The 22002-nt window shown below is 71.6% G+C and carries 20 protein-coding genes; 1 reads left to right on the top strand and 19 read right to left on the bottom strand.

Features of this window, described 5'->3' with window-relative positions:
- Positions 1-52: 52 nt before the first annotated feature.
- Positions 53-880 carry an enoyl-CoA hydratase family protein gene (locus AADR41_RS00345; RefSeq protein WP_317867088.1) on the bottom strand — a complete coding sequence of 276 codons (828 nt, stop codon included), beginning with the start codon at positions 878-880 and terminating at the stop codon, positions 53-55.
- 257 nt (positions 881-1137) lie between these two features.
- Between AADR41_RS00345 and AADR41_RS00340 the strand changes: the two genes are divergently transcribed.
- A complete protein-coding gene (locus AADR41_RS00340; RefSeq protein WP_342279310.1) occupies positions 1138-1569 on the top strand; it encodes an ATP-binding protein in 432 nt (143 codons plus the stop codon).
- Between the two features lie 49 nt (positions 1570-1618).
- Here the strand turns inward: AADR41_RS00340 and AADR41_RS00335 are convergent, their stop codons facing one another.
- From AADR41_RS00335 to AADR41_RS00250, 18 genes are all read right to left on the bottom strand, one after another.
- Entirely contained in the window at positions 1619-3061 is a 1443-nt protein-coding gene (locus AADR41_RS00335) for an amino acid permease (RefSeq protein WP_342279309.1), read from the bottom strand.
- 166 nt (positions 3062-3227) lie between these two features.
- Positions 3228-4256 carry an ornithine carbamoyltransferase gene (gene argF, locus AADR41_RS00330; protein WP_342279308.1) on the bottom strand — a complete coding sequence of 343 codons (1029 nt, stop codon included), beginning with the start codon at positions 4254-4256 and terminating at the stop codon, positions 3228-3230.
- 180 nt (positions 4257-4436) lie between these two features.
- Positions 4437-5669 (bottom strand): arginine deiminase, encoded by a 1233-nt coding sequence (locus AADR41_RS00325; RefSeq protein WP_124721096.1) that lies wholly within the window; start codon positions 5667-5669, stop codon positions 4437-4439.
- Positions 5670-5812: 143 nt separating this feature from the next.
- Entirely contained in the window at positions 5813-8377 is a 2565-nt protein-coding gene (locus AADR41_RS00320; protein WP_342279307.1) for a polynucleotide kinase-phosphatase, read from the bottom strand.
- A complete protein-coding gene (locus AADR41_RS00315; RefSeq protein ID WP_342279306.1) occupies positions 8374-9873 on the bottom strand; it encodes a 3' terminal RNA ribose 2'-O-methyltransferase Hen1 in 1500 nt (499 codons plus the stop codon). The genes AADR41_RS00320 and AADR41_RS00315 overlap by 4 nt, the downstream gene beginning before the upstream one ends.
- 103 nt (positions 9874-9976) lie before the next feature.
- Positions 9977-11011 (bottom strand): homocysteine S-methyltransferase, encoded by a 1035-nt coding sequence (gene mmuM / locus AADR41_RS00310; RefSeq protein WP_446750963.1) that lies wholly within the window; start codon positions 11009-11011, stop codon positions 9977-9979.
- Between the two features lie 156 nt (positions 11012-11167).
- Entirely contained in the window at positions 11168-12091 is a 924-nt protein-coding gene (locus AADR41_RS00305; RefSeq protein ID WP_342279305.1) for an LLM class F420-dependent oxidoreductase, read from the bottom strand.
- Positions 12092-12216: 125 nt separating this feature from the next.
- The gene (locus AADR41_RS00300; RefSeq protein ID WP_342279304.1) at positions 12217-12819 is read right to left on the bottom strand and encodes a DUF6099 family protein; all 603 of its coding nucleotides are present in this window, start codon (positions 12817-12819) and stop codon (positions 12217-12219) included.
- A gap of 123 nt (positions 12820-12942) precedes the next feature.
- A complete protein-coding gene (locus AADR41_RS00295; RefSeq protein WP_342279303.1) occupies positions 12943-13311 on the bottom strand; it encodes a nucleotide pyrophosphohydrolase in 369 nt (122 codons plus the stop codon).
- Positions 13308-14519, bottom strand: a complete 1212-nt coding sequence (locus tag AADR41_RS00290) for an ATP-binding protein (protein WP_342279302.1) — start codon at positions 14517-14519, stop codon at positions 13308-13310. Before AADR41_RS00290 ends, AADR41_RS00295 begins: the two co-directional genes overlap by 4 nt.
- Positions 14520-14636: 117 nt before the next feature.
- Positions 14637-15032: a cell division protein SepF gene (locus AADR41_RS00285; RefSeq protein WP_266621820.1), complete on the bottom strand. Its 396-nt coding sequence runs from the start codon at positions 15030-15032 to the stop codon at positions 14637-14639.
- Positions 15033-15136: 104 nt separating this feature from the next.
- Positions 15137-16411 (bottom strand): cytochrome P450, encoded by a 1275-nt coding sequence (locus AADR41_RS00280; protein WP_342279301.1) that lies wholly within the window; start codon positions 16409-16411, stop codon positions 15137-15139.
- Positions 16408-17022, bottom strand: a complete 615-nt coding sequence (locus AADR41_RS00275; protein WP_342279300.1) for a GTP-binding protein — start codon at positions 17020-17022, stop codon at positions 16408-16410. The genes AADR41_RS00280 and AADR41_RS00275 overlap by 4 nt, the downstream gene beginning before the upstream one ends.
- Positions 17000-17353: a DUF742 domain-containing protein gene (locus tag AADR41_RS00270; RefSeq protein WP_342279299.1), complete on the bottom strand. Its 354-nt coding sequence runs from the start codon at positions 17351-17353 to the stop codon at positions 17000-17002. The genes AADR41_RS00275 and AADR41_RS00270 overlap by 23 nt, the downstream gene beginning before the upstream one ends.
- Positions 17350-17775 (bottom strand): roadblock/LC7 domain-containing protein, encoded by a 426-nt coding sequence (locus tag AADR41_RS00265; protein WP_342279298.1) that lies wholly within the window; start codon positions 17773-17775, stop codon positions 17350-17352. Before AADR41_RS00265 ends, AADR41_RS00270 begins: the two co-directional genes overlap by 4 nt.
- On the bottom strand, positions 17772-19136 hold the full coding sequence (locus AADR41_RS00260; RefSeq protein WP_342279297.1) for an ATP-binding protein: 1365 nt from the start codon (positions 19134-19136) through the stop codon (positions 17772-17774). Before AADR41_RS00260 ends, AADR41_RS00265 begins: the two co-directional genes overlap by 4 nt.
- Positions 19137-19211: 75 nt before the next feature.
- Positions 19212-20228, bottom strand: coding sequence for an MBL fold metallo-hydrolase (locus AADR41_RS00255; protein WP_342279296.1), 1017 nt, complete (start codon positions 20226-20228; stop codon positions 19212-19214).
- Between the two features lie 349 nt (positions 20229-20577).
- Positions 20578-21750, bottom strand: coding sequence for a Gfo/Idh/MocA family protein (locus AADR41_RS00250; protein WP_342279295.1), 1173 nt, complete (start codon positions 21748-21750; stop codon positions 20578-20580).
- Between the last annotated feature and the right edge of the window lie 252 nt (positions 21751-22002).

The raw sequence follows: 22002 nt of genomic DNA, 5'->3' as shown, positions 1-22002 counted from the left end.
CGCCGATCCGGGCCGGGCCGCGCCGGCTGTCGCCGCTTCGGAGGGCATCGTGCTACCGGCCCCGCCACTTCGGGGGCCGCTTCTCGGTGAAGGCGGCGTGGAATTCCGCGTAGTCGTCGCCGTGCATCAGCAGGGCCTGGGTGGCGGCGTCCATCTCGACCGCGGCGGCGAGCGGCATGTCGAGTTCGGCGGTGAGCAGTGCCTTGGTCTGGGCGAGCGCGAGGGCGGGTCCGTCGGCGAGGCGGCGGGCGAGCGCCGCCGCCCGTACGTCCGCCTGGCCCTCTTCGGTCAGCTCGCTGATCAGACCGATGCGTTCCGCTTCGGGTGCCCGGACCGGTTCGCCGAGCATCAGCAGCCGGGTGGCATGGCCGAGGCCGACGACGCGTGGCAGCAGGTAGGCGGCGCCCATGTCGCCGCCGGAGAGGCCGACCTTGGTGAAGAGGAAGGCGAAACGGGCCGACGGGTCGGCGATCCGGAAGTCGGCGGCCAGCGCGAGGACCGCCCCCGCGCCCGCGGCCACCCCGTGTACGGCGGCGATGACGGGGAAGGGGGTCTCACGGAGGGCCCGCACCACCTGCCCGGTCATGCGGTTGAAATCGAGGAGCTGGGCGGTGTCCATGGCGAGCGTCGCGCCGATGATGTCGTCGACGTCTCCGCCGGAGCAGAATCCGCGGCCCTCCCCCGCGAGCACCAGCGCTCGCACGCTGCGTTCGCGGGAGAGTTCGGCGAGCAGATCGCGCAGGTCGGCATAGGCGCCGAAGGTGAGCGCGTTGAGTTTCTCGGGCCGGGCGAGCGTGACGGTGGCAACCCCGTCGTCCGTCGTCAGCCGCAGATGGCGCCAGTCGTCCGTGTGCGGGGCGGAGCTGGGAAACGGGCTCATGGAGGGGGCTCCCCTTCAGCCGTCGGGCTGCTACCTGCCCCCGAACTTATCACTCGTACGTGACTTCCGTCACGAGCACGCGATATGCGGAGCGTGAGAACTCAGTGGCCAACGTCCCTTTGATACCGGTCGACAGTCCCTTGTCTGTGTCGTTGCGGTTCGTAAGGTTGAAACCGAGAAGTCTTGACCGCCAGAAGGTCCCGCGCCCCACGCGGGCGACCGCACCCGACCCCGAGCCCCGGAACGGAAACCATGCCGTGCCCACCGATGTCCCCTTCCCCGCCTCCTGGAGGATCGCGCTGCCGCATTCGACCGCGGCCGTACCGATCGCCCGCGCCCTGATCCGTACCGCACTCGCGGACATCGACGCGCCGGCCGACACCGACACCGCCGAGCTCCTCACCGCGGAGCTGGTCGCCAACGCGGTCGAGCACACTCGGAGCGACGAGCCCATCGAGCTGGTGGTGGAGCTCCTGCCGACCGGCTGCCAGGTCGAGGTGCACGACCGCGATCCCGCCCCGCCGGGCGGCCTGTCCTTCCCCCGGCCCGGCGCCGAACCGGACCCCTGGCAGGAACACGGCCGGGGCCTGTTGCTGATCCGTACGCTCAGCTCGTCCTGCGGACACCGCACCACGGAGCACGGCAAGGCGGTGTGGTTCACGCTGCCGTCCCTCACGCCTCAGAGCTGAGCGCCGCCCCGGAGCGGACCTGACGCCGACGGCCCCGGCCGGCCCGGCCTCAGCCGGTCGCGCCGCCGACGGCCAGCCGGGAGCGGCTGCGGCCGTAGAAGGCGTACACCGCCGCGCCGGCCATCAGGAAGACGGCGAACTGGATCCAGGTCCGCAGGCCCGTCCCGTACATCAGGTACACGCAGAAGCCGACGCCCAGGAGCGGGCTCAGCGGATAGAGCGGAACCCGGAACGAGCCCCGTACCTCCGGATTGCGGCGCCGCAGCACGATCACCGCGATGTTCACCGCGACCATGGTGGCCAGGGTGCCGATGGTCGTCAGGTTCACCACCACGTCGAGCGAGGCGAAGGCCGCCGGGACCGCGAAGACGACCGCCACGATCCAGGTGTTGGCGACCGGCGTCGACGTGCGCGGCGAGACCCGCTCGAAGACCCGCGGGATCAGTCCGTCCCGGGACATCGACATCAGGATGCGGGTCTGCCCGTACATCACCGCGAGCACGACCGAGGCGATCGCGACGACCGCGCCGAAGGCGATGACGCCGCCGCCCGCGGTCGAGTCGGTGACCTGGTCGACGACGATCGAGAGCGCCGCCGGCCGGTCGGCGACGGCCTTCGGCCCCAGCGCGCCGATGGCGGCGAGCGCGACCGCGCAGTAGAGCAGGGTGACCAGACCGATGCAGACCATGATCGCGACCGGGATGTTCCGCCGCGGGTTCTTGACCTCTTCGCCCGCCGTGGTGATGGCGTCGAAGCCGATGTACGAGAAGAAGGCCAGCGACGCGCCGGCCGTGACCCCGCCCGCGCCGTGGGCGAAGAACGGCGCGAGGTTTCCGCGCTCGAAGGCGGTGAAGGCGATGACGCAGAACAGGATCAGGATGGTGATCTTGAGGACCGCCATCGCGGCGGTGGCCCCGGCGCTCTCCCGGACGCCGCGCACCAGCAGGGTCGCGGCCATCATGACCACCAGCACGGCGGGCAGATTGACCACCCCGCCGTCGCCGGGCCCCGCCGAGAGCGCGGCCGGCAGCTGCGCGCCGAACAGGCTGTCCAGCAGCTCGTTGACGTACTGGCTCCAGCCGACGGCGACCGCGGAGACCGAGACGCCGTACTCCAGCAGCAGACACCAGCCGACGAGGAACGCGACGCGTTCGCCGAGGGTGGCGTAGGCGAAGGAGTAGGAGCTGCCGGAGACCGGGATGGCACTGCCCAGCTCGGCGAAGGAGAAGGCGGTGAAGATGCAGGTGATGGCGGCCAGCACGAAGGAGAGCACCACCGCGGGGCCCGCCTCGGCGACGGAGTCGGACAGGCCGACGAAGATGCCGGTGCCGACGACGGCACCGACACCGAAGCACACCAGCTGGAAGAGTCCCATGGTGCGCTTGAGGCCGTGCCCCTCCAGGTCGGCGCCGGACTCGGCGATCAGCTGGTGGGGGTTCTTGATGCGCGGCCCGGACAGGTGCGGGGGGCTAGGTGGGCGCAGCGGACTCACGGGGGATGGTCTCTTCTCTGGTGGAGCATGTGGGGGGACGCGCGTCAGGGGCTGTGGGGGCCCCGGCGACACACAGAAAAATGGGGTTCGAGCGTGCGAGCCCGAACCCCACCAAGAGGCAACATATTAGTCGCCTTTGCGCATGTTCACCCAATCGGGCGCATGGTCATGCAGCCGACCGGCCGCCGACCGCCGGAGCCGCCAGGGTCGCCACCAGAACGGCCTTGATCGTGTGCATCCGGTTCTCCGCCTCGTCGAAGACGACCGAGTGCGCGGACTCGAAGACCTCGTCGGTGACCTCCAGCTCCGTCAGTCCGTAATCGGCCTCGATCTGCCGCCCGACCCCGGTGCCGAGGTCGTGGTAGGCGGGGAGGCAGTGCAGGAACTTCACGCCGGCGTTGCCGGTGGCGCGGAGCACGTCCATGGTCACGCTGTACGGCGCCAGGGCCTCGATGCGCTCGGCCCAGACCTCCTTGGGCTCCCCCATCGAGACCCAGACGTCGGTGGCGACGAAGTCGGCGCCCCTGACGCCCTCGGCGACGTCCTCGGTGAGCGTGACGGTCGCGCCGCTCCCGACGGCCAGCCGGCGGGCCTCGGCGACGATCCCCTCGGCGGGCCAGTACGCCTTCGGCGCGACGATCCGTACGTCCATGCCGAGCAGGGCGCCGGTGACCAGGTAGGAGTTGCCCATGTTGAAGCGGGCGTCGCCGAGGTAGGCGAAGGCGATCCGCTCCAGCGGCTTGTCGCTGTGCTCGGTCATGGTGAGGACGTCGGCGAGCATCTGGGTCGGGTGCCAGTCGTCGGTGAGCCCGTTGAACACCGGCACGCCGCCGTGGGCGGCCAGCTCCTCCACGGCCGCCTGACTGTCACCGCGGTACTCGATGCCGTCGAACATCCGGCCGAGGACGCGGGCCGTGTCCTTCACCGACTCCTTGTGCCCCAGCTGGGAGCCGGAGGGGTCCAGATAGGTCGTCGAGGCGCCCTGGTCGGCCGCGGCCACCTCGAACGCGCAACGGGTCCGGGTCGAGGTCTTCTCGAAGATCAGCGCGATGTTCCTGCCGCGCAGCCGCTGCGCCTCGGTCCCCGACTTCTTGGCGCTCTTGAGCTCGGCCGCGAGCTCGATCAGGCCGCGGAACTCCTCGGCCGTGAAGTCCAGCTCCTTGAGGAAGTGGCGGCCTGTGAGGTCTATGGCCATGGGACAGCTCCTGGGTCGGGCGGGGATCGCACGTACGGTAATTCTGGAAGTCTATACGACACCATGCATCGCTATACGGAGACGGGTGCGCCGAGGCGCGGCCGCGCACCCCGCCGCGACCCGCCCCACTCCCGTGAACCCGTTCGCGCCCCCGCGTACCTCTGTGCGGTCCGGCCGCGCCTACACCGGGTCGCGCACCACCGGGCAGCTCATGCAACGGGGGCCGCCCCTGCCCCGGCCGAGTTCACTGCCGCGGATCTCGATGACCTCGATGCCCTCCTTGCGCAGGAAGGTGTTGGTGGTGGCGTTGCGCTCGTACGCGACGACGACGCCCGGCTCGACGGCCAGCACGTTGCAGCCGTCGTCCCACTGTTCGCGCTCGGCGGCGTGCACGTCCTGGGTGGCGGTGAGGACCCGGATCGAGTCCAGCCCCAGGGCGTGCGCGATCGCCTGGTGCATGTGCTCGGGCGGATGGTCGGTGACCTTGAGGTCCCTGGGCCCCGCGCCGGGCTCGATGGTGTACGAGCGGAGCATGCCCAGCCCGGCGTACTTGGTGAAGGTGTCGCCGTCGACCATCGTCATCACCGTGTCGAGGTGCATGAACGCCCGGCGCTTGGGCATGTCGAGCGCCACGATCGTATGGGCCGAGCCGGCGTCGAACAGGCCGCGGGCCAGCATCTCCACCGCCTGCGGAGTGGTGCGCTCGCTCATCCCGATGAGGACGGCACCGTGCCCGATGACCAGGACATCGCCGCCCTCGATGGTGGACGGGTAGTCGTCCTGCCCCTGGGACCAGTGGTGGAAGGCGCCTGCCTCGGGGCCGGTGAAGAGGGGGTGGTGGCGGTAGATCGCCTCGAAGTGGACGGTCTCGCGCTGCCGGGCCGGCCAGCGCATGGCGTTGATGGACACCCCGTCGTATATCCAGGCCGAGGTGTCCCGGGTGAAGAGGTGGTTCGGCAGCGGGTCCAGCAGGAAGTCGTCCAGGTCCATGACGTGGAAGCGGACCGAGGTCGGCTCGCTGTTGCCCGCCAGGAACTCCCGCTTGGTCATGCCGCCGACCAGCGCGTCGGCCAGCTCCGCGCTGGGCAACTCCTCGAAGGCGGCCCGCAGATGCTCGGTGGCGAGCGGTCCGTACTCCTTCTCCTCGAAGACCCGGTCCAGGACGAGCCGTCTGGCCACCGGGATGTCCAGCGACTCACGGAGCAGATCGCCGAAGAGGTGCACCTCCACACCGCGGTCACGCAGCACGTCCGCGAAGCCGTCGTGCTCCTGGCGGGCCCGGCGGACCCAGAGCACATCGTCGAAGAGGAGCGCGTCCTTGTTGCTGGGGGTGAGCCGCTTCAGTTCCAGATCCGGACGGTGCAGAATGACGCGGCGCAGCCGCCCGGCCTCGGAGTCGACGTGGAATCCCATGTCTCCATCCTCACCGTGCGCGGGCCGGTGAACCCTGCGAATCGCCAGCGGGTTTTCCGTTGATCACTCCGGATCGCTCCGGAAAACCCGCCGGCGCCTCCGCGAAACCCGCCGGCGACGCTCCGCCGCCTGACCGACGCGCCTCACAGGCGCGGGTCGACCGGCTCCGACTCCAGGGCCAGTACCGCGAACACCGCCTCGTGGACCCGCCACAGCGGCTCCCCGTCGGCCAGCCGGTCCAGCGCTTCGAGCCCCAGCGCGTACTCCCTCAGCGCCAGCGAACGCTTGTGGCCGAGGAACCTGTCGCGCAGCCGCTCCAGGTTCTCCGGGCGGGTGTATTCGGGGCCGTAGATGATCCGGAGGTACTCCCGGCCGCGCACCTTGATGCCCGGCTGGACCAGCCGTCCCTTGCCGTCCCGTACGAGCGCGGCGAGCGGCTTGACGACCATGCCTTCGCCGCCGCGGCCGGTCATCTCCAGCCACCAGTCGACCCCGGCGCGCACCGATGCCTCGTCCCCGGTGTCGACGACGAGCCGGCGGGTGATCTGGAGGAGCCCCGTCGGGTCGTGCTCGACCAGCCGGTCGAGCACGGCCAGCTGCTCGTCGTGCGGTACGGAAGCCAGCGAGCGGCCCTGCACGGCGAGGATCTGGAACGGCGCGAGCCGCACCCCGTCCAGGCCCTGGGTGGGCCAGCAGTACCGGCGGTACGCCTCGGTGAACGCGGTGGCGTCCTCGGCCCGGCCCCGCTGGCGCTCCGCGAGCGGACCGACGTCCACACCGCGGGCGGCCGCCGCCGCGAGTGCCGCGCCGGCCGGTGGGAGGACGGCGCCGGACGCGGCACCGACCGCGGCGTACTGCGAGCGCAGCAGCCCGGCCGCCTTGAGGGACCAGGGCATCAGCTCGGCGTCGAGCAGCACCCAGTCGGTGCCCCACTCCTCCCACAGTCCGGCGGCGGTGACGGCGGTGCGCAGCCTGCCGAGGATCACCTCGGTGAGCGCGCCGTCGTCGAGGAACGGCCGTCCGGTACGGGTGTACAGCGCCCCGGTCGGACCGCCCCCGGCGCCGGGGGTGCCGCCGACGCCGAACCGCTCACGGGCGGCGGCCGCGTCCCGGCAGACCAGCACCACCGCACGCGATCCCATGTGCTTCTCCTCGCACACGACCTGGGTGACGCCATCGGCCCGGTACTGCGCGAAGGCCTCGGCCGGGTGCTCCAGATAGCCGTCCTCGCGCGAAGTGGCGGTCGGCGCCATGGTCGGCGGGAGGTAGCCGAGCAGCTGGGGGTCGACGGCGAACCGGCTCATGACTTCGAGGGCGGCGGCGGCGTTCTCCTCGCGGACCGCGATGCGGCCCATGTGGCGGGTCTCGACGATCCGCCGGCCCTGCACGTCGGCGAGGTCCAGCGGGCGTCCCTCCCGGCCGCCGGGCGCCTGAGTGGCCAGCGGCTTGGCCGGCTCGTACCAGACCCGCTCGGCCGGTACGTCGACGAGCTCGCGCTCCGGCCAGCGCAGCGCGGTCATCTTCCCGCCGAAGACCGCTCCGGTGTCCAGGCAGATGGTGTTGTTGATCCAGGAGGTGCTGGGCACCGGGGTGTGGCCGTAGACCACGGTGGCGCTGCCCCGGTACTCCTCCGCCCAGGGGTAGCGCACGGGCAGGCCGAACTCGTCGGTCTCACCGGTGGTGTCCCCGTACAGGGCGTGCGAGCGGACCCGTCCGGAGGTGCGGCCGTGGTACTTCTCGGGCAGCCCGGCGTGACAGACGACGAGCTTGCCGTCGTCCAGCACGTAGTGGCTGACGAGCCCGTCGATGAACTCCCGCACCTGCTCGCGGAAGGCCGGGTCCTTCTCGTCCTCCCGCTCCAGCTGCTCGATGGTCTCGGCGAGTCCGTGGGTGTGCTGGACGTTGCGGCCCTTGAGGTAACGGCCCAGCTTGTTCTCGTGGTTGCCCGGTACGCACAGCGCGTCGCCCGCCGCCACCATGGCCATCACGCGGCGCAGCACTCCGGGGCTGTCGGGACCGCGGTCCACGAGGTCGCCGACGAAGACGGCCGTACGCCCTTCGGGGTGCGTTCCGTCGACGTAGCCGAGCTTGCCGAGCAGGGACTCCAGCTCGGAGCTGCAGCCGTGGATGTCGCCGATGATGTCGAAGGGGCCGCCGAAGTGGCGCAGGTCGTTGTAGCGGCGCTCCAGCACCACTTCGGCCCGGTCCGCCTCCTCTTCGGTGCGCAGGATGTGCACCTTGCGGAAGCCCTCGCGCTCCAGGCCCCGCAGTGAACGGCGCAGTTCGCGACGGTGGCGCTGGATGACGTGGCGCGGCATGTCGGCGCGGTCGGGGCGGGCCGCGTTGCGCGCGATGCAGACCTCCTCGGGCAGGTCGAGGACGATCGCGATGGGCAGCACGTCATGGCTTCTGGCCAGCTGGACGAGCTGCCTGCGGCTCTCGGACTGGACGCTGGTGGCGTCCACGACGGTCAGCCGCCCGGCCGCCAGCCGCTTGCCCACGATGTAGTGCAGTACGTCGAAGGCGTCCCGGCTGGCGCTCTGGTCGTTCTCGTCGTCGGCGACCAGGCCGCGGCAGAAGTCCGAGGAGACGATCTCGGTGGGCTTGAAGTGCTTGCGGGCGAAGGTGGACTTCCCGGAGCCGCTGGCCCCGATGAGGACCACGAGGGAGAGGTCGGTCACCGGCAGCGTGCGTGCGGTACTGGTCATGCGGCATTCGCCTCCTTCTCGGTCCGAATCCCGCTCTGCTTCGCGGTCTCGCCGGCCGTGGTCAGGGTGAACACGGCCATCTGTGTGGGCGGTCCCACCTCGGGGTCGTCCGTCCCCACGGGTACGAAGTCGACCGCGTACCCGTGCCGCTGCGCCACTTCCCGGGCCCAGCCGCGGAATTCGTCCCTGGTCCATTCGAACCGGTGGTCGCCGTGGCGCGCGTGCCCGGCGGGCAGGGTCTCCCAGCGGACGTTGTACTCGACGTTCGGTGTGGTCACGAGCACGGTCCGCGGACGGGCCGAGCCGAACACCGCGTACTCCAGCGCGGGCAGTCGCGGCAGGTCGAGGTGCTCGATCACCTCGCTGAGCACGGCCGCGTCGTACCCCTTGAGCCGCTTGTCGGTGTAGGTGAGGGAGCCCTGCCGGAGGGTGACCCTGGCCGCCTGCCGCTCGCCCATCCGGTCCAGCTTGAGCCGTCGCGACGCGAGGGTGAGGGCACGCATGGAGACGTCGACACCGACGATCTCGGTGAAGGCCACGTCCTTGAGGAGCGCCTGCACCAACTGGCCCTGGCCGCAGCCCAGGTCGAGGACCCGGCTCGCGCCGGCGGCCCGCAGCGCTTCGAGAACGGCGGCGCGGCGCTGCTCGGCGAGCGGCACCGGCTTCTCCTCGGTGTCGGTCGTCTCGTCGACCGCGTTGTCGATGCTCTCGACGTCGAGGTCGTCCGACTCGGCGAGCCGCACCAGTTCGAGCTGCTGCATCGCCTGACGGGTCAGCCCCCAGCGCCGGGACAGATAGCGGCTGGTGATCAGCTTCTGCTCGGGGTGGGTGGCGAGCCAGCCCTCGCCCGCGCGCAGCAGCTTGTCCACCTCGTCCGGTGCGACCCAGTAGTGCTTGGCGTCGTCCAGCACCGGCAGCAGCACGTAGAGCTGGCGCAGGGCGTCCGCCAGCCGCAGCTCGCCTTCGAGGACCAGCCGTACGTACCGGGAGTCCCCCCACTCCGGGAACTGCTCGTCCAGCGGTACCGCCACGGCGTCCACGCTCGTCCAGCCGAGCGGCCCGAAGAGCTTGCGCACCAGCTCCGCACCGCCTCGGGCCGGAAGCGCCGGCACCTCGATCCGCAACGGCATCGGCGCCCGCACGCGCTCGGGCAGCGCACGGCACACCCCGTTCAGCGCGGACTTGAAGACCGCGCTCATGGCGACGGACAGCAGCGAGGAGGCCGCGTACGGGCGGTCGTTGACGTACTGCGCGAGGGCCGCGTCGGGAGCGCCTCCCCGGCCCTTGCCCTTGCCGCGGCGCACCAGCGCCACGGGGTCCACCTCCAGCAGGAGCGCCGCGGTGCAGCGCTCGGCGGATGCCTCGGGGTAGAAGACATGCGCGGTGCCGTGTGAGGTGGAGAACGCCTGCGCCTTCTCGGGGTGCTTGTGCAGCAGAAAACCGAGGTCGGTCGCCGGACGTTCCAGGTCGCCGGTCGTGCTGATTGTCAGGAACACACCTCTGAGTATGGTCTGCTCCACACGCCCCCACCAGGTATTTTCGCGTGTCCGAGCCATCTCCCCGGCAAGCGCCGCGACGCGCTGCCACCCCCGTCGCGCACTACATGGGCCCGCCGCCCGCCGTCGGGCCGAGCAGCCCGGCCAGTTCCGCGACGGTGTCCGGGCCGACCCGGCAGCAGCCGCCGATCAGCCGGGCGCCGGCATCCTGCCAGGCTCTCGCCCTGCCCGGCTCGAACGTGGGGGCACCGACCCATCCACGGCCGCCCGCGTCCCACCGCTCGCCGCTGTTCGGGTAGACGACGACCGGCTTCCCGGTCACCTCGGCGGCCACCCGCACCGCCCGGCCGGCATCCGCCGGATCGCAGCAGTTCACCCCCACGGCCACCACCTCGTCGTGCCCCCGGACCAGCCCGAAGGCCGTCTCCAGCGGCTGGCCCGCCCGGGTACGGTCACCCGCCACGCTGTACGAGAGCCAGACCGGCAGCCCGCACCCCTCGACCGCTTGCAGCAGGGCCTCGGCCTCGTCGGCGTCCGGCACCGTCTCCAGCGCCAGCACATCGGGCCCGGCGGCGGCCAGCGCCTCGATCCGGGGCCGGTGGAAGCGCTCCAGTTCCCGGCCGGTGAGCCCGTACCGGCCCCGGTACTCGCTGCCGTCCGCCAGCATCGCCCCGTACGGGCCGACCGAGGCGGCGACCCAGACGTCCCGCTCCACCGCACCGGCCGCCCGCCGCGCCAGCCGGACACTGCGGGCGAACAGCTCGGCCGCCTCCGCCCGTCCGATCCCCCGCCGCGCGAACCCCTCGAAAGTCGCCTGGTAGCCGGAGGTGATGAGCACCTGTGCACCCGCACGCACATAGGCGGTGTGCGCCGCCTCGATCTGTCCGGGCCCGTCGGTCAGCAGCCGGGCCGACCACAGGGCGTCGGACAGATCGCAGCCCTGCGCCTCCAACTGGTTGGACAGTCCCCCGTCCAGCACGACCGGCCCCGCCGCGAGAGCTTGCCCGAGCGTACGGACGGGCGGGCCGCCGAGTGCGCCACCGGGCGTACCGGCCGTCGCACCGACAGGCGCAACCTCCGGCGTACCGACGGGCGGGCGTCGGGGCGGTGGGCCCTCGGCCCGGTGAGCGGGGTACACAGGTGAGTCCCTCCATCTGTCAGTCCGTCAGTCCGTCGGTCCGTCTCTCCGCCGGCCCGTCGGCCCGTCGGTCGGTAGGTCGGTAGGTCGGTAGGTCCGTCGGTCCGTCGGTCCGTCGGTCCGTCCTGATCCTCGCGCTGTCCTCGGCCCGTCGGCTCAGCCGAGCTGGGACCGGACCTGCGCGGAGATCAGCTCCAGGTGGTCCAGGTCGTCGAGGTCCAGCACCTGGAGGTAGATCCGGGACGAGCCGATCGCGCCGTACCGGCCGATCTTGTCGACCACCTCGGCGGGCGAGCCCGCGAGCCCGTTCGCCTTCAGCTCCGCCACCTCACGCCCGATGACGGAGGCGCGGCGTGCCACCTCGGCGTCATTCCTGCCGACGCAGACCACCAGGGCGTTGGAGTACACCAGGTCGTCCGGTGCGCGGCCGGCCGCCGTTGCCGCGTCCCTGACCCGGCCGAACTGCTTCTCGCTGTCCTCCAGCGACGCGAAGGGGATGTTGAACTCGTCCGCATAGCGAGCGGCCAGTCGCGGTGTGCGCGTCGCGCCGTGGCCACCGATCAGCACCGGCACCTTGGCCTGCGCCGGCTTGGGCAGCGCGGGCGAATCGGTGAGCTGGTAGTAGGTGCCCTCGAAGTCGAACGTCTGGCCCACCTCGGTCGCCCAGAGCCCCGTGATGATCTCCAGCTGCTCCTCCAGCCTGCCGAACTTCTCCTTGGGGAACGGAATGCCGTAGGCCTTGTGCTCCTCCTCGAACCAGCCCGCGCCAAGTCCCAGTTCGACGCGCCCTCCGGACATCCGGTCGACCTGTGCGACCTGGATGGCGAGCACGCCGGGGAGCCGGAAGGTCCCCGCGGTCATCAGCGTGCCGAGCCGGATCCGCTTGGTCTCACGCGCCAGCCCGGCCAGGGTGATCCAGGCGTCGGTCGGGCCGGGCAGCCCGTCCCCCGGTCCCATGCGGAGGTAGTGGTCGGAGCGGTAGAAGGCGTCGAAGCCGAGGTCCTCGGTCGCCTTGGCGACGGTGAGCAGGGTGTCGTAGTCGGCCCCTTGCTGGGGCTCGGTGAAGATTCGAAGATCCATGCGTCCATCCTGCACCTCCGGCCGCCGGTCGCTCCGCTCCTCCCGTCTCCCCCGCGCCGTCACCGCCGGACTCCGGTACAGTCACCCGCCCCCTCCCGTCCGGGCACCGTCCCCGAAGCCGCACGTCACTCCCGGAGCCTTGCGCGGCCCCGGCCGGCCGCCGTCGTACCCGCCGTCCCGCCGACCCCACTGCCCTCGCCGGCCGCGCCGTACGGGCCGGTCGCCCCGTGCACGCCGTACGGGCCGTCCCGCCCCCGGCCGCGCTCCAGATCCTGCTGCCGCTCCCTTTCGTGCTCGTCGAGGCGACGGAGCATTCCGTGCACCCGGTCCATCGACTCGTCGGCCGCGTCGATCGCCTCCATGCACTGCCAGTAGAGCCCTTGCTCATCGGTCTCGCAGGCGACCCCGACCAGCGCCATCCCCACCTCACCGAGCAGTGCGACCAGCCCGGTCAGCGTCACCCGGGGGTCGGCCAGCCCGGAGAGCTGCGCGGCCCGCGCCACCCCGGCCCGCGCCGCCGGGTGGTCCAGCGAACCGCTGCTCCGCCCGCCGATCTCGCTCAGCCCACGCGCCTCTCCCCGTAACTCCTTGGGCCCGTCGGCCGCCAGGCGGCTGCCGATCGCCTGGGCCAGCGCCTGGGCCTGCCAGGCCTCCGCGATGATGTCCGGCGTACCCCTGCTCTGCGCCAGAGCACGCCGGCTGACTCCCACAAGCCGTTCCGCTTCCATGCGTTCCCCCGTCCGTACGAAAAGCCGCTCACCTCATCCATTACCCACAGTGAGGTCACTGGTACCGAAAAGCCAGGGGAATTCGGAAATCTGTGGACACAAAATCGATTGTGGACAAGTTGATCACTCCGAAGAGTGACGGTCACCCGTTTCCGTGGACTCCTGGCCTTCCGGCACGGGGAATCGGGACTCGTTCCGCTCGATCTTCTCCGACAGCGCGGAGAGCGCGTCGATGCCCAGCACCTCGCAGAACTGGAGCAGATACGCGAGGACATCCGCGACCTCGTCCGCCACCCGGTGCGCCGTCTCGGGCCGCTCCATCACGCGTGCCGACTGCTCCGGCGTCAACCACTGGAAGATCTCCACCAGTTCGGACGCCTCGACGCTCAGCGCCGCCGCCAGGTTCTTCGGGGTGTGGTACTGCTCCCAGTCACGTGCGGCCGCGAACGCGGCCAGCCGTCGCTGCAGGGTCTGTACATCGAGTTCTGTCACGGCTCCAGGTCTACCACCGTCACCCCGGGCGTCTCCCGGGCCCGTTCGGCGTTCGGCTCCGTGACCGTCCCGATCAGCCTGAGGTGCCCGGTCGCCCCGACCGACACGGCCAGGGCGAGCAGTTCGCGCAACTGCCCGCCGTCCAGGTCCCGGTCGAGTCCGTCGGCCAGCACGGCGAGGGTCTGCATGGCCGACGGCACCTCCCCCGCGGTGTCCACCGCCACCGCCTCCGGACCGGTGAGCAGCACCAGGGCGAGGGCGAGATAACGCAGTTCGCCGTCCCCGAGCCGCTCGACCGGGGTGGCCCGCCCCCCGCCCCGCCCGAGCATCGCCCGCAGCGATCCGTCCCCGAGCCGTTCGACGCCCAGCGCGGTCACCGTCCCCGCGCACCCGGCGTGCGCCGCGGCGACGAGCCGGGCATGGCGCTGGACGCACTGCGCGCGGGTACGCTCCAGCACCGCGGCGAGGTTGTCGCAGCCGCGTCGCAGCCTGTCGTCACCGACATGCACGGGGGCCCGCATCCACTGCGGCTGCGGTTCGCACGCGAAGACCGACCGCAGGGCCACCACCATCTGCTCGGCGGCGGCCAGGACCCGTAACTGCCCCTCGGTCCGGCCCGCGACCCGCAGCGGCAGCAGGGCCGTGCCCAGCCGGTCGTCCGGCAGCGGTGCCCGTGTCACGGGGACCGCTCCCGCCGTGTGCCAGGCCGCCTGGACGGTGGCGCGCCCCGGGTCGCGCAACGCGGTGGTGAGCAGGGTCTCGCCGCTGCCGGTGAGCCGCTCGCCGACGATGCGCAGGGTGGGCTCCGCCTGGATGGCGACGTCCAGCCGCACCGGCCCGGCCGGACCGTCCGCCGTACAGCCGATCCGGAAGCCGCGGCGGCCCTGCGCATCGGCCGCGGCCCCCTCCGGCACACAGGCCGCCGGATCCGGGAACACCTCGTCCAGCGGGTCTCCGCCGCCCAGCCGTGCCAGGGCCTCGTACGCCCGTAACGCGCTCGATTTGCCGCTGCCGGCGGGCCCGCCGAAGAGCGTGACCGGGCCGATGGGGAAGGCGGCGCCCCGGTGCGAGGCGAAGGCGGACAGCCGCAGCTCGGTGACGACGGGTCCGGCGGAGCGGACCGGCGTGCGTGCGGCGAGGGACGTGCCGCCGGGCACGGTCGGGGCGGCGGACGGCGTCGGGAAGGTCTCGGGGCGGAGTGCAGTCATGGGCGGACGGTATGCAGGCCGCCTTCAGGCGAACCGTTCCGCCTGAACGACCTTCCTACGATCGGAGTACGTCGAACACCTCGCACGCCCCCGGCCACCGCCCGCCCCGCGGCCCTCCTACGAACCCGGAAGGCCCGCCGCCGTGACTCCCTCGACCTCCATGCCGACCGGGGACAGCAGGAAGACATTGCGGTCGACCCGGTGCATTCCGCTGCCGAGGCCGAAGACCACCCCGCTGGTGAAGTCCAGGATGCGTTTGGCCACATCCGTCTCGGCGCTGGTCAGATCGAGCAGCACCGGAATCTGCGCGACCAGATATTCGGCCACCTCCCGTGCGTCCGCGAAGACCTGCACCCGCAGCACGACGAGTCGCCGTTGCTCGGCCGCTTCGGCCTCCTCGACCGTGCGGTGGTCCACTCTGGACGGCCACTCGTTGCGGCTGCGCAGAGGTACGACCTGGGCAAGCCCCTCCCACTGCTCGTCCGTGACGTCGTACCTGTCGTACCTGCTCACCGGACCACCCCGTCTGTGCTTCGGTCGGCGTTGCGCCGGCTGCGCTCGCTGTTCATCCGGCAATTCTCTCGCCACTCACCCGTTCGGCGTACCACCGACACGGTTCAAGGGCCGATCGACACCGCCGGCGGCCCGTCCGCCGCTTCCCCGGCGGTCCTGTGCCGGTGGGCTTCCGCGCTCATGTCGACGGGGGTGAACCGTACCGGAAGCCGGACCAGCGCGCGGTGGAAGGGGCCCGGACGCCACTTCAGCCCATCGGCCGGAACAGCCAGTTCCGTGTCGCACAGCTGGCTGGTGAGCTGCTCGATCCCGGTCATGGCGATGAGCAGCGCCGGCTGCTTGGCCGGGCAGCGGTGCGGACCGGCGGACCAGGCGAGGTGGGCGCTGGCCCCGGAGCGGACGGCGGAGTCCGAAGGGCCGGGCGCCGAACGGGTGTTGGCCGCGGCGTAGGAGACCAGGAGGAGTTGTCCCGCGCGCAGCCGCACGCCGTGGAACTCCGTGTCGTGCCGCGGGTAGTGGGCCGCGAGATTGGCCAGCGGCGGGTCCTGCCAGAGGACCTCGTCGATCGCCTCGTGGGCCGTCATCGCGCCGCCGTGCAGCGACCCGGCGTAGCGGGTGTCGGTGAGCATGTGCAGCAGCGCGTTGCCGATCAGATTGGTCGTCGGATCGTGACCCGCGCTCATGATCAGGGTGATCTGACGCACGGTCTCGTCGTTGTCCAGATTGGCCGGATGGCCGAGAAGGTACGAGGTGAGGTCGCGGCGCGGCCGGGCGCGCCGGGCGGCGACCAGTTCGGTGACGACGTCGACGAGGTCGGCGTACGCGGTGGTGGCGTTCTCGGCGGAGTTGAACATGCCGGCGATGCCGTTGACGATGCGTTCGCCGTCGCCCGGCTGCACGCCGAACCAGGTGACGAAGACGTGCAGCGGGAGCCGCCGGGCGTACTGGGCGATGAGATCGGCGTTGCCGTCGGCGGCGAATTCGCCGATCAGGCGCCCCGCGACCCGGGTGACCTCGGCACGCAGGACGTGCGGTTCGATCAGGGCGAGGCTGTCGTTGATGGCGTCGCGGTAGCGGGCGTGCACGTCGCCGTCGCTGAAGAGCGCGGTGGGCCGGTAGCCGAGCACGGGCAGGATCGGCGAGTCGTCGGGGACGGTGGCCTGCCAGGCGCGCGGGTCCTTGGTGAAGGTGTGGGTGTCGCGGAGCAGATCGACGGCGGCCTGGTAGTCGGTGACCAGCAGGGCGTCGATGCCGGGGGCGAGCCGGACGGGCGCAAGGGGGCCGTGTTCGCGCAGCCGCCGGTAGTGGTCGTGCGGGTCGGCGGCGAACTCCGGACCGTACAGGGCGAGGGGTTCCGGCGGTTGTACGTACGGTGTCATGACGGGTCCTCGGGCCGGGGCATCCGGGTCAGTACGTGCTCGGCCAGCGCGATCAGCGCGTCGATGCTGCCGCGGCGTTCGCGGGCGTCGCACTGCACCAGCGGCGTCTCGGGGGCGAGGTCGAGGTGTTTGCGCAGGACCTCGTCGGTGTGGGCGGGGGCGTCGGGGAAACGGTTGACCGCGATCGCGTACGGCAGGCCCTGCTCCTCGACCATGTCCATGACTGCGAAGGAGTCGGCGAGCCTGCGGGTGTCGACCAGTACGAGTGCGCCGAGCGCCCCGCGCGCGATGTCCTCCCAGAGCGGCAGGAACCGCTGCTGGCCGGGGGTGCCGAACATGTAGAGCACCAGGTCGTCCAGGACGGTGAGCCGGCCGAAGTCGACGGCGACGGTGGTCGTGGTCTTGTCCGGCAGTCCGGCGGTGTCGTCGAACCGGGTACTGGACTGGGTCATCGCCTCTTCGGTGTGGAGCGTGGCGATCTCCGACAGCGTACGGATCAGGGTGGTCTTGCCGACGCCGAACGGACCCGTGACGACGATCTTCATCAGGGTCCGGGCGGCGGGCGGCAGATAGCCGACGCCGGTGCGTTCAGTGGAGGGAGCGGAGTCCAACGAGCAGCCTCTCGACGAGCGACCGGTCGATCTCCCCGGCGCTGGGGACGGGCGGTCGGGTGTGCAGATGTCCGGCGGCCGCGAGGTCCGTGGCCAGGAAGACGGTGGCGCTGACCGGCAGGTCCAGGTGGGCCGCGCACTCGACGACGGTGAGCGCCCCCGGTTCGAGCAGCTCGCAGAGTCTGCGCTGCTCCGAGCCGGTGTCCTGGGGCAGCTCGGTGCCGGCGCGCACGAGGATGTCGAGCCGGTCGAGTGCGGGACCGGCGGGCCGGGTCCGGCCGCCGGTGACCAGGTAGGGGGGTATCAGACGGCGACCCGGGCCGGAGGTCATGGCCGGGCGTCGGTGTCCGGCCGGCGGGCGGGTGCGTTCATCGCCCGGGTCAGGGCGGTGACCTGCACCTGCATCTGGTACGCGATGTCGCCGAGCTTGGCCCCGGGTTCCGCGAACAGGGCGAGCGTGGTGTTGTTCCCGGCCGGTACGACGATGGCGAAGCCCTGGTCCGACTCGACGACGGTCTGGGCCAGCTGCGGCGCCTCGACGTCGGTGAAGGCCGTGGTGAACGCGCGGGCCGCGGCGTGCAGGGTGGCGGTCATGGCGGCGACCCGTTCGCCGGAGGCCCGGTCCAGGCCGGGCGAGGCGCCCTCGACGAGGCCGTCACCGGTGGCGACCACGGCGTGCTGGACTCCGGGCAGCTCCAGCAGCGGGGTCAGCACCCATGCGAGGTCGCCGGTGGTGGAAGTGGGGGCGCTCACGTCTGGTCGTCTCCTTGGTCGTCCCGGTCGTCCGGGTGGTCGTGGTCGTCCGGTGCGGGTGCGGACGGCGGTCCGGCGACGCTTCTGCCGTTGAGGGTGCCCTGCTGGAGTGCCGCCCAGGAAGCCCCGGCCTGCTCCGGTGTACGGGGCATCTGTTCGAGGTCCGGGGCGGCGGAGGCGGCGCGGACCGGGGCCGGGCGTGGTGCGCGTCGGCGTCGGCTGGGCAGCGCGGGTGCCTCGCCGGCGGCGGGTTGCGGCACGGGGGCGGTCTCCTGCTCGGTCGGGGCGGGGACGGCGGGCGTGGCCTGCTTCCGCACCGGCTTCGGGGCGAGGGCGGAGAGGCTGCGGTCGTCCTCCAGCACGGTCAGCAGATGGGCGGGGACGCGCAGGATCGTGCGCATGCCGCCGAACGGCGATTCCTCGATGTGGCAGTTGAAGCCGTACTGCAGCACCAGTCGGCCGACGACGGCGAAGCCGGTCTGCGGGGGATCGCCCAGCTCGGTCAGCAGGACCTCGGGCGGGCCCGCGAGCAGCGCCCGTGCCCGGTCGAGCGCGTCGCTGTCCATGCCGATGCCCGCGTCGTCGACCACCAGGAACGCGCCCCGGCCGCCGCTCTGCTGGAGGGTGACCTGGACATCGGTGTCGGGGTGCGAGTAGGCGGTGGCGTTGGCCAGGACTTCCGCCAGGGCGATGGCGAGGGGTTCGGCGGCGCGGGCGACGAGGGCCAGCCGTTCGTCGCGCAGGTGGTTGGCGACCTTGATGCGTTCGTAGCCGGCGACGCGGGACTGGGCGCCGAGCACGATCTCGACGAGCGGTGAGTTCTGGCGGGCGAGGCCGGGCCAGGCGTCGCAGAGCACCGCGGTGGCCTGGGTGCGTCGCAGCGCCAGTTCGTTGCGGAAGTCCAGTTGCAGGATGCGCGGGTCGTCGTACTCGTGCTGGAGCTCGTGCAGCAGCTGCTGGGACTGGTTGAGCAGGGACTGGATCTTGGCGGAGGTGCCGCGCATCGCCGCGCGGGCGGCCGCGTCGACCCGGCCCCGCTCCTCGACGACGGCGGCGCGGGCGGCCTGCACCGCCTCGGTGAGCAGCCGCGCGGAGCCGCCGTCGACCTCGGCCGCCTCCCGCAGTCCGGGGACCTTGGCGGTGGGGTGGGAGAGGGCGAGCGCGGCGGCGGGTATCCGCTCGCGGGCCAGCTGGCGGATCTCGTCGGTGAGGGCCGCGGTCCGGGCCTCGGCGGCCTTCGCCTGACGTTCGGCCAGCTCGGCGCGGGCCGCGGCGATGCGTTCGGCGCGCGCCGAGTTCTGTGCGCGGACCGCTGCCGCCACGGCAGCGGCGGCGGCGATCACCGCCACTATCCAGCCCATGCCGTCACCGCGTTTCTGTTGTCGGACCGGTCTTCCGGCCGAATCGGTGGCAGGAGTTCCGCGGGTCCGGCCGGCTCATCCGGACAGGCCCTGGCGCTCCGCCGGTCCGGCCGGCCCGTCCGGCTGTTCCAGTTCCTGAGCGACCACGGCGACCTCGGTCATCACCTGGAGCACGCCGGGCAGTGCGGAGCCGTCGAGCTGCCGGTACTCGCTGCCGATGGTCACCACCAGCCGCTCCGGAAGCCCCAGTTCCGGGTAGCGGTCCTCGCCGATGACCCGGCGGGCCGCCTCGACGGCGGGGATCCCGGCCGTGTGGAAGGCGTGGGCGCGCTCGCGCACGTACTCCAGGTACACGATGTGGTCGCGCACCCCGGCCCGGTCGAGGATCGGGCCGTGCCCCGGGACGACGGTCTCGGCTCCGGTGCCCAGTACCCGTTCGCAGGCCGAGATCAGATTGCTCAGCGGGCCCGCCCAGTGCACCGGGTGGTCGCCCGGCTGCTCCGGGGTGGAGGAGAAGATGATGTCCCCGGTGAACACGGCGCCCTGGGCGGGCAGATGGACCATCAGGTCGCCGGTGGTGTGCGCGGACGGCAGCGCGGAGATCTGGACCGGGTACTCCCCCAGGGTCAGTTCGAGCTCGCCCGTGAAGTAGGTGGTCGGCGTCACCGGCTCGGTCTGCGACCAGTCGAAGGGGCCGAAGTGGCGCGCGAGGTAGCCGCCGAGCGGGGTGGCCGGATCGCCCGAGGCCACCAGGGCGTGCTGCTGCTTGGGGGTGGGTTCGTAGTGGATGTGCTCGCGGGCCTCGCGGGTCGCGATGATCTCCGCGTCCGGGAGTACCCCCGCGCCCCAGAAGTGGTCCCCGTTGGCATGGGTGACGATCACCCGGTCGACCTGGACTCCGTCCGGCAGCCGCTTCGTGGACTCGGCCAGGAACTGACCGGCCAGCACGGCGTCGTACGGGGTGTCGATCCACAGCGCACCGCGGGGCGAGACGAGCAGACCGCAGTTGGCCAGCCCCCAGCCCCGTTTCGGCGGGAGCCATGCGTAAAGGCCCCGACCCAGGTCAACGACGTCTCCACCCGTGATCGACATGGACGCGATTATGCCGACCGGAATCCGGCCACGCGTTCGAACTCGGCCATCGCGAGATCTCGTTGGCTTGAAATCGCTCCCATGACCCTACGGTGACGCACCCCCGGTGACCCTGCGAGACCGGCACAGCCCATCTCCACCCGTCACCTTTCTCGCAATCCCACCCGATTCACCCGGCTGCGTCACACATCCGACCGAACACCCACCGGGCGGTCGCCAAACCGGAATGAGCCGATTACCCACCGAGCATGACCGAAAACAGTCGTACAGAGACCTTCGGGGACGGCACCGAAAGGCACCGTCCCCGAAGGTCTCCGCGGCCGCGATCCGGCCGCACCGCTCGTGCGCGCTACCGGACCTGGCCACCCTCGAAGTAGGCGACCAGCTCGGGGTCGAGGGCCGGCACCTCGAAGGGCGCACCGCCCTCGCGCAGGGACCGGGTCGCGAGCACACCGGCGGCGACGCTCATCCGGGCGGCGACCGGCGAGGTGTCGGTGACGCCCCCGTCGCGCACGAACCGGCAGAACTCCTCCATGATCCGGCTGTCCCCGCCGCCGTGGGTGCCGTCGGCCTCCGGCACCCGGTAGGTGATGTCCGCCTCGGCGCGGTATCCGCTGGGTCCGGTGTTCCAGACCTTGACCTCGTCGCCGGGTCCGTCACCGAAGTTCTCCAGGCGGCCCTCGGTACCGATGACGGTGTAGTTCCGCCAGTAGTCGGGGGTGAAGTGGCACTGCTGGTAGGCGGCCACGACGCCGTTGTCGAGCTGCATGTTCATCACCGAGACGTCCTCGACGTCCACGATGTGGTGCAGGTCCTTGCGGGCCGTCGGCGGCCAGTCGAACTCCCGCAGCCAGTTCGCCGGGCGCGGGGTGTCCGCCTCCCGGCGCGGCAGGTCGCCGTAGACGAGGAGGTCGCCGAGCGCGTTGACGCGGCGGGTGTAACCACCGGCCAGCCAGTGCAGTACGTCGATGTCGTGCGCGGCCTTCTGGAGCAGCAGACCGGTGGTGCGGGTCCGGTCGGCGTGCCAGTCCTTGAAGTAGTAGTCACCGCCGTACCCGACGAAGTGCCGCACCCACACGGCCTTGGGCTCGCCGATGTCGCCGCGGGCGATGATGTCGCGCATCAGCCGTACGACGCCCATGTGGCGCATGTTGTGCCCGACGTACAGCCGGGTTCCGGTCTCGTACGCGGCGCGCAGGATGTTGTCGCAGCTCTCGACCGTGATCCCGAGCGGCTTCTCGACGAAGACGGCCTTGCCGGCCCGCAGCGCGTCGATGGCGATGGTCTCGTGGGTGTCGTCGGGAGTGGCGACCACGATCGCGTCGAGGTCGTCCCGGTCGAGGAGCTGCTTGTAGTCCTCGACCGCGACATCGGCACCGAACCGTTCGGCCTCGCGCCGCCGGACCTCGGGGTCGAGGTCGCAGACGGCGGTGATCGCCGAACCCTGTCCGGGGTGGTGGGCGGAGGTCGCGATGGAACGGCGCAGGCCGAGCCCGATGACGCCGAGTCGCAGGTCTGACACGGAGGTCCCTTCTCTGGCTGTACTGGTGGTGCGGGCGGGTTCGTACGGGGATGGGGGTGCGGCCGGTGCTCCTGCACGGCGACATGCACATAGTTCACGACAGCGCACGTACGTGGCAAGAGTTGTTCGTTTCGTGGACTTAGCGAGCATCATTTGGCATCGAGTGGTCTCGGTGCAAGCAAAGAGGCGGCGTGCACAGAGAAAACGGCGGGGCGCCGCCCCGCGTCCGGGACGACTCCCCGCCGTCGGGCG

This window comes from Streptomyces sp. CLV115 (assembly GCF_038448545.1).
In the GTDB taxonomy this organism is placed as follows: domain Bacteria; phylum Actinomycetota; class Actinomycetes; order Streptomycetales; family Streptomycetaceae; genus Streptomyces; species Streptomyces sanglieri.
The sequence above is the reverse complement of the archived record's forward strand: the minus strand, read 5'-3'. Positions and strand labels throughout refer to the sequence as shown.

What these genes read in the sequence shown, in the direction of transcription:
- AADR41_RS00280 (WP_342279301.1), bottom strand. Translation starts at nt 16,411, where the DNA reads ATGACACCGTACGTACAACCGCCGGAACCCCTCGCCCTGTACGGTCCG.
- AADR41_RS00305 (WP_342279305.1), bottom strand. Translation starts at nt 12,091, where the DNA reads ATGGATCTTCGAATCTTCACCGAGCCCCAGCAAGGGGCCGACTACGAC.
- AADR41_RS00270 (WP_342279299.1), bottom strand. Translation starts at nt 17,353, where the DNA reads ATGACCTCCGGCCCGGGTCGCCGTCTGATACCCCCCTACCTGGTCACC.
- AADR41_RS00345 (WP_317867088.1), bottom strand. Translation starts at nt 880, where the DNA reads ATGAGCCCGTTTCCCAGCTCCGCCCCGCACACGGACGACTGGCGCCAT.
- AADR41_RS00260 (WP_342279297.1), bottom strand. Translation starts at nt 19,136, where the DNA reads ATGGGCTGGATAGTGGCGGTGATCGCCGCCGCCGCTGCCGTGGCGGCA.
- AADR41_RS00300 (WP_342279304.1), bottom strand. Translation starts at nt 12,819, where the DNA reads ATGGAAGCGGAACGGCTTGTGGGAGTCAGCCGGCGTGCTCTGGCGCAG.
- AADR41_RS00290 (WP_342279302.1), bottom strand. Translation starts at nt 14,519, where the DNA reads ATGACTGCACTCCGCCCCGAGACCTTCCCGACGCCGTCCGCCGCCCCG.
- AADR41_RS00255 (WP_342279296.1), bottom strand. Translation starts at nt 20,228, where the DNA reads ATGTCGATCACGGGTGGAGACGTCGTTGACCTGGGTCGGGGCCTTTAC.
- argF (WP_342279308.1), bottom strand. Translation starts at nt 4,256, where the DNA reads ATGGCCATAGACCTCACAGGCCGCCACTTCCTCAAGGAGCTGGACTTC.
- AADR41_RS00320 (WP_342279307.1), bottom strand. Translation starts at nt 8,377, where the DNA reads ATGACCAGTACCGCACGCACGCTGCCGGTGACCGACCTCTCCCTCGTG.
- AADR41_RS00325 (WP_124721096.1), bottom strand. Translation starts at nt 5,669, where the DNA reads ATGGGATTCCACGTCGACTCCGAGGCCGGGCGGCTGCGCCGCGTCATT.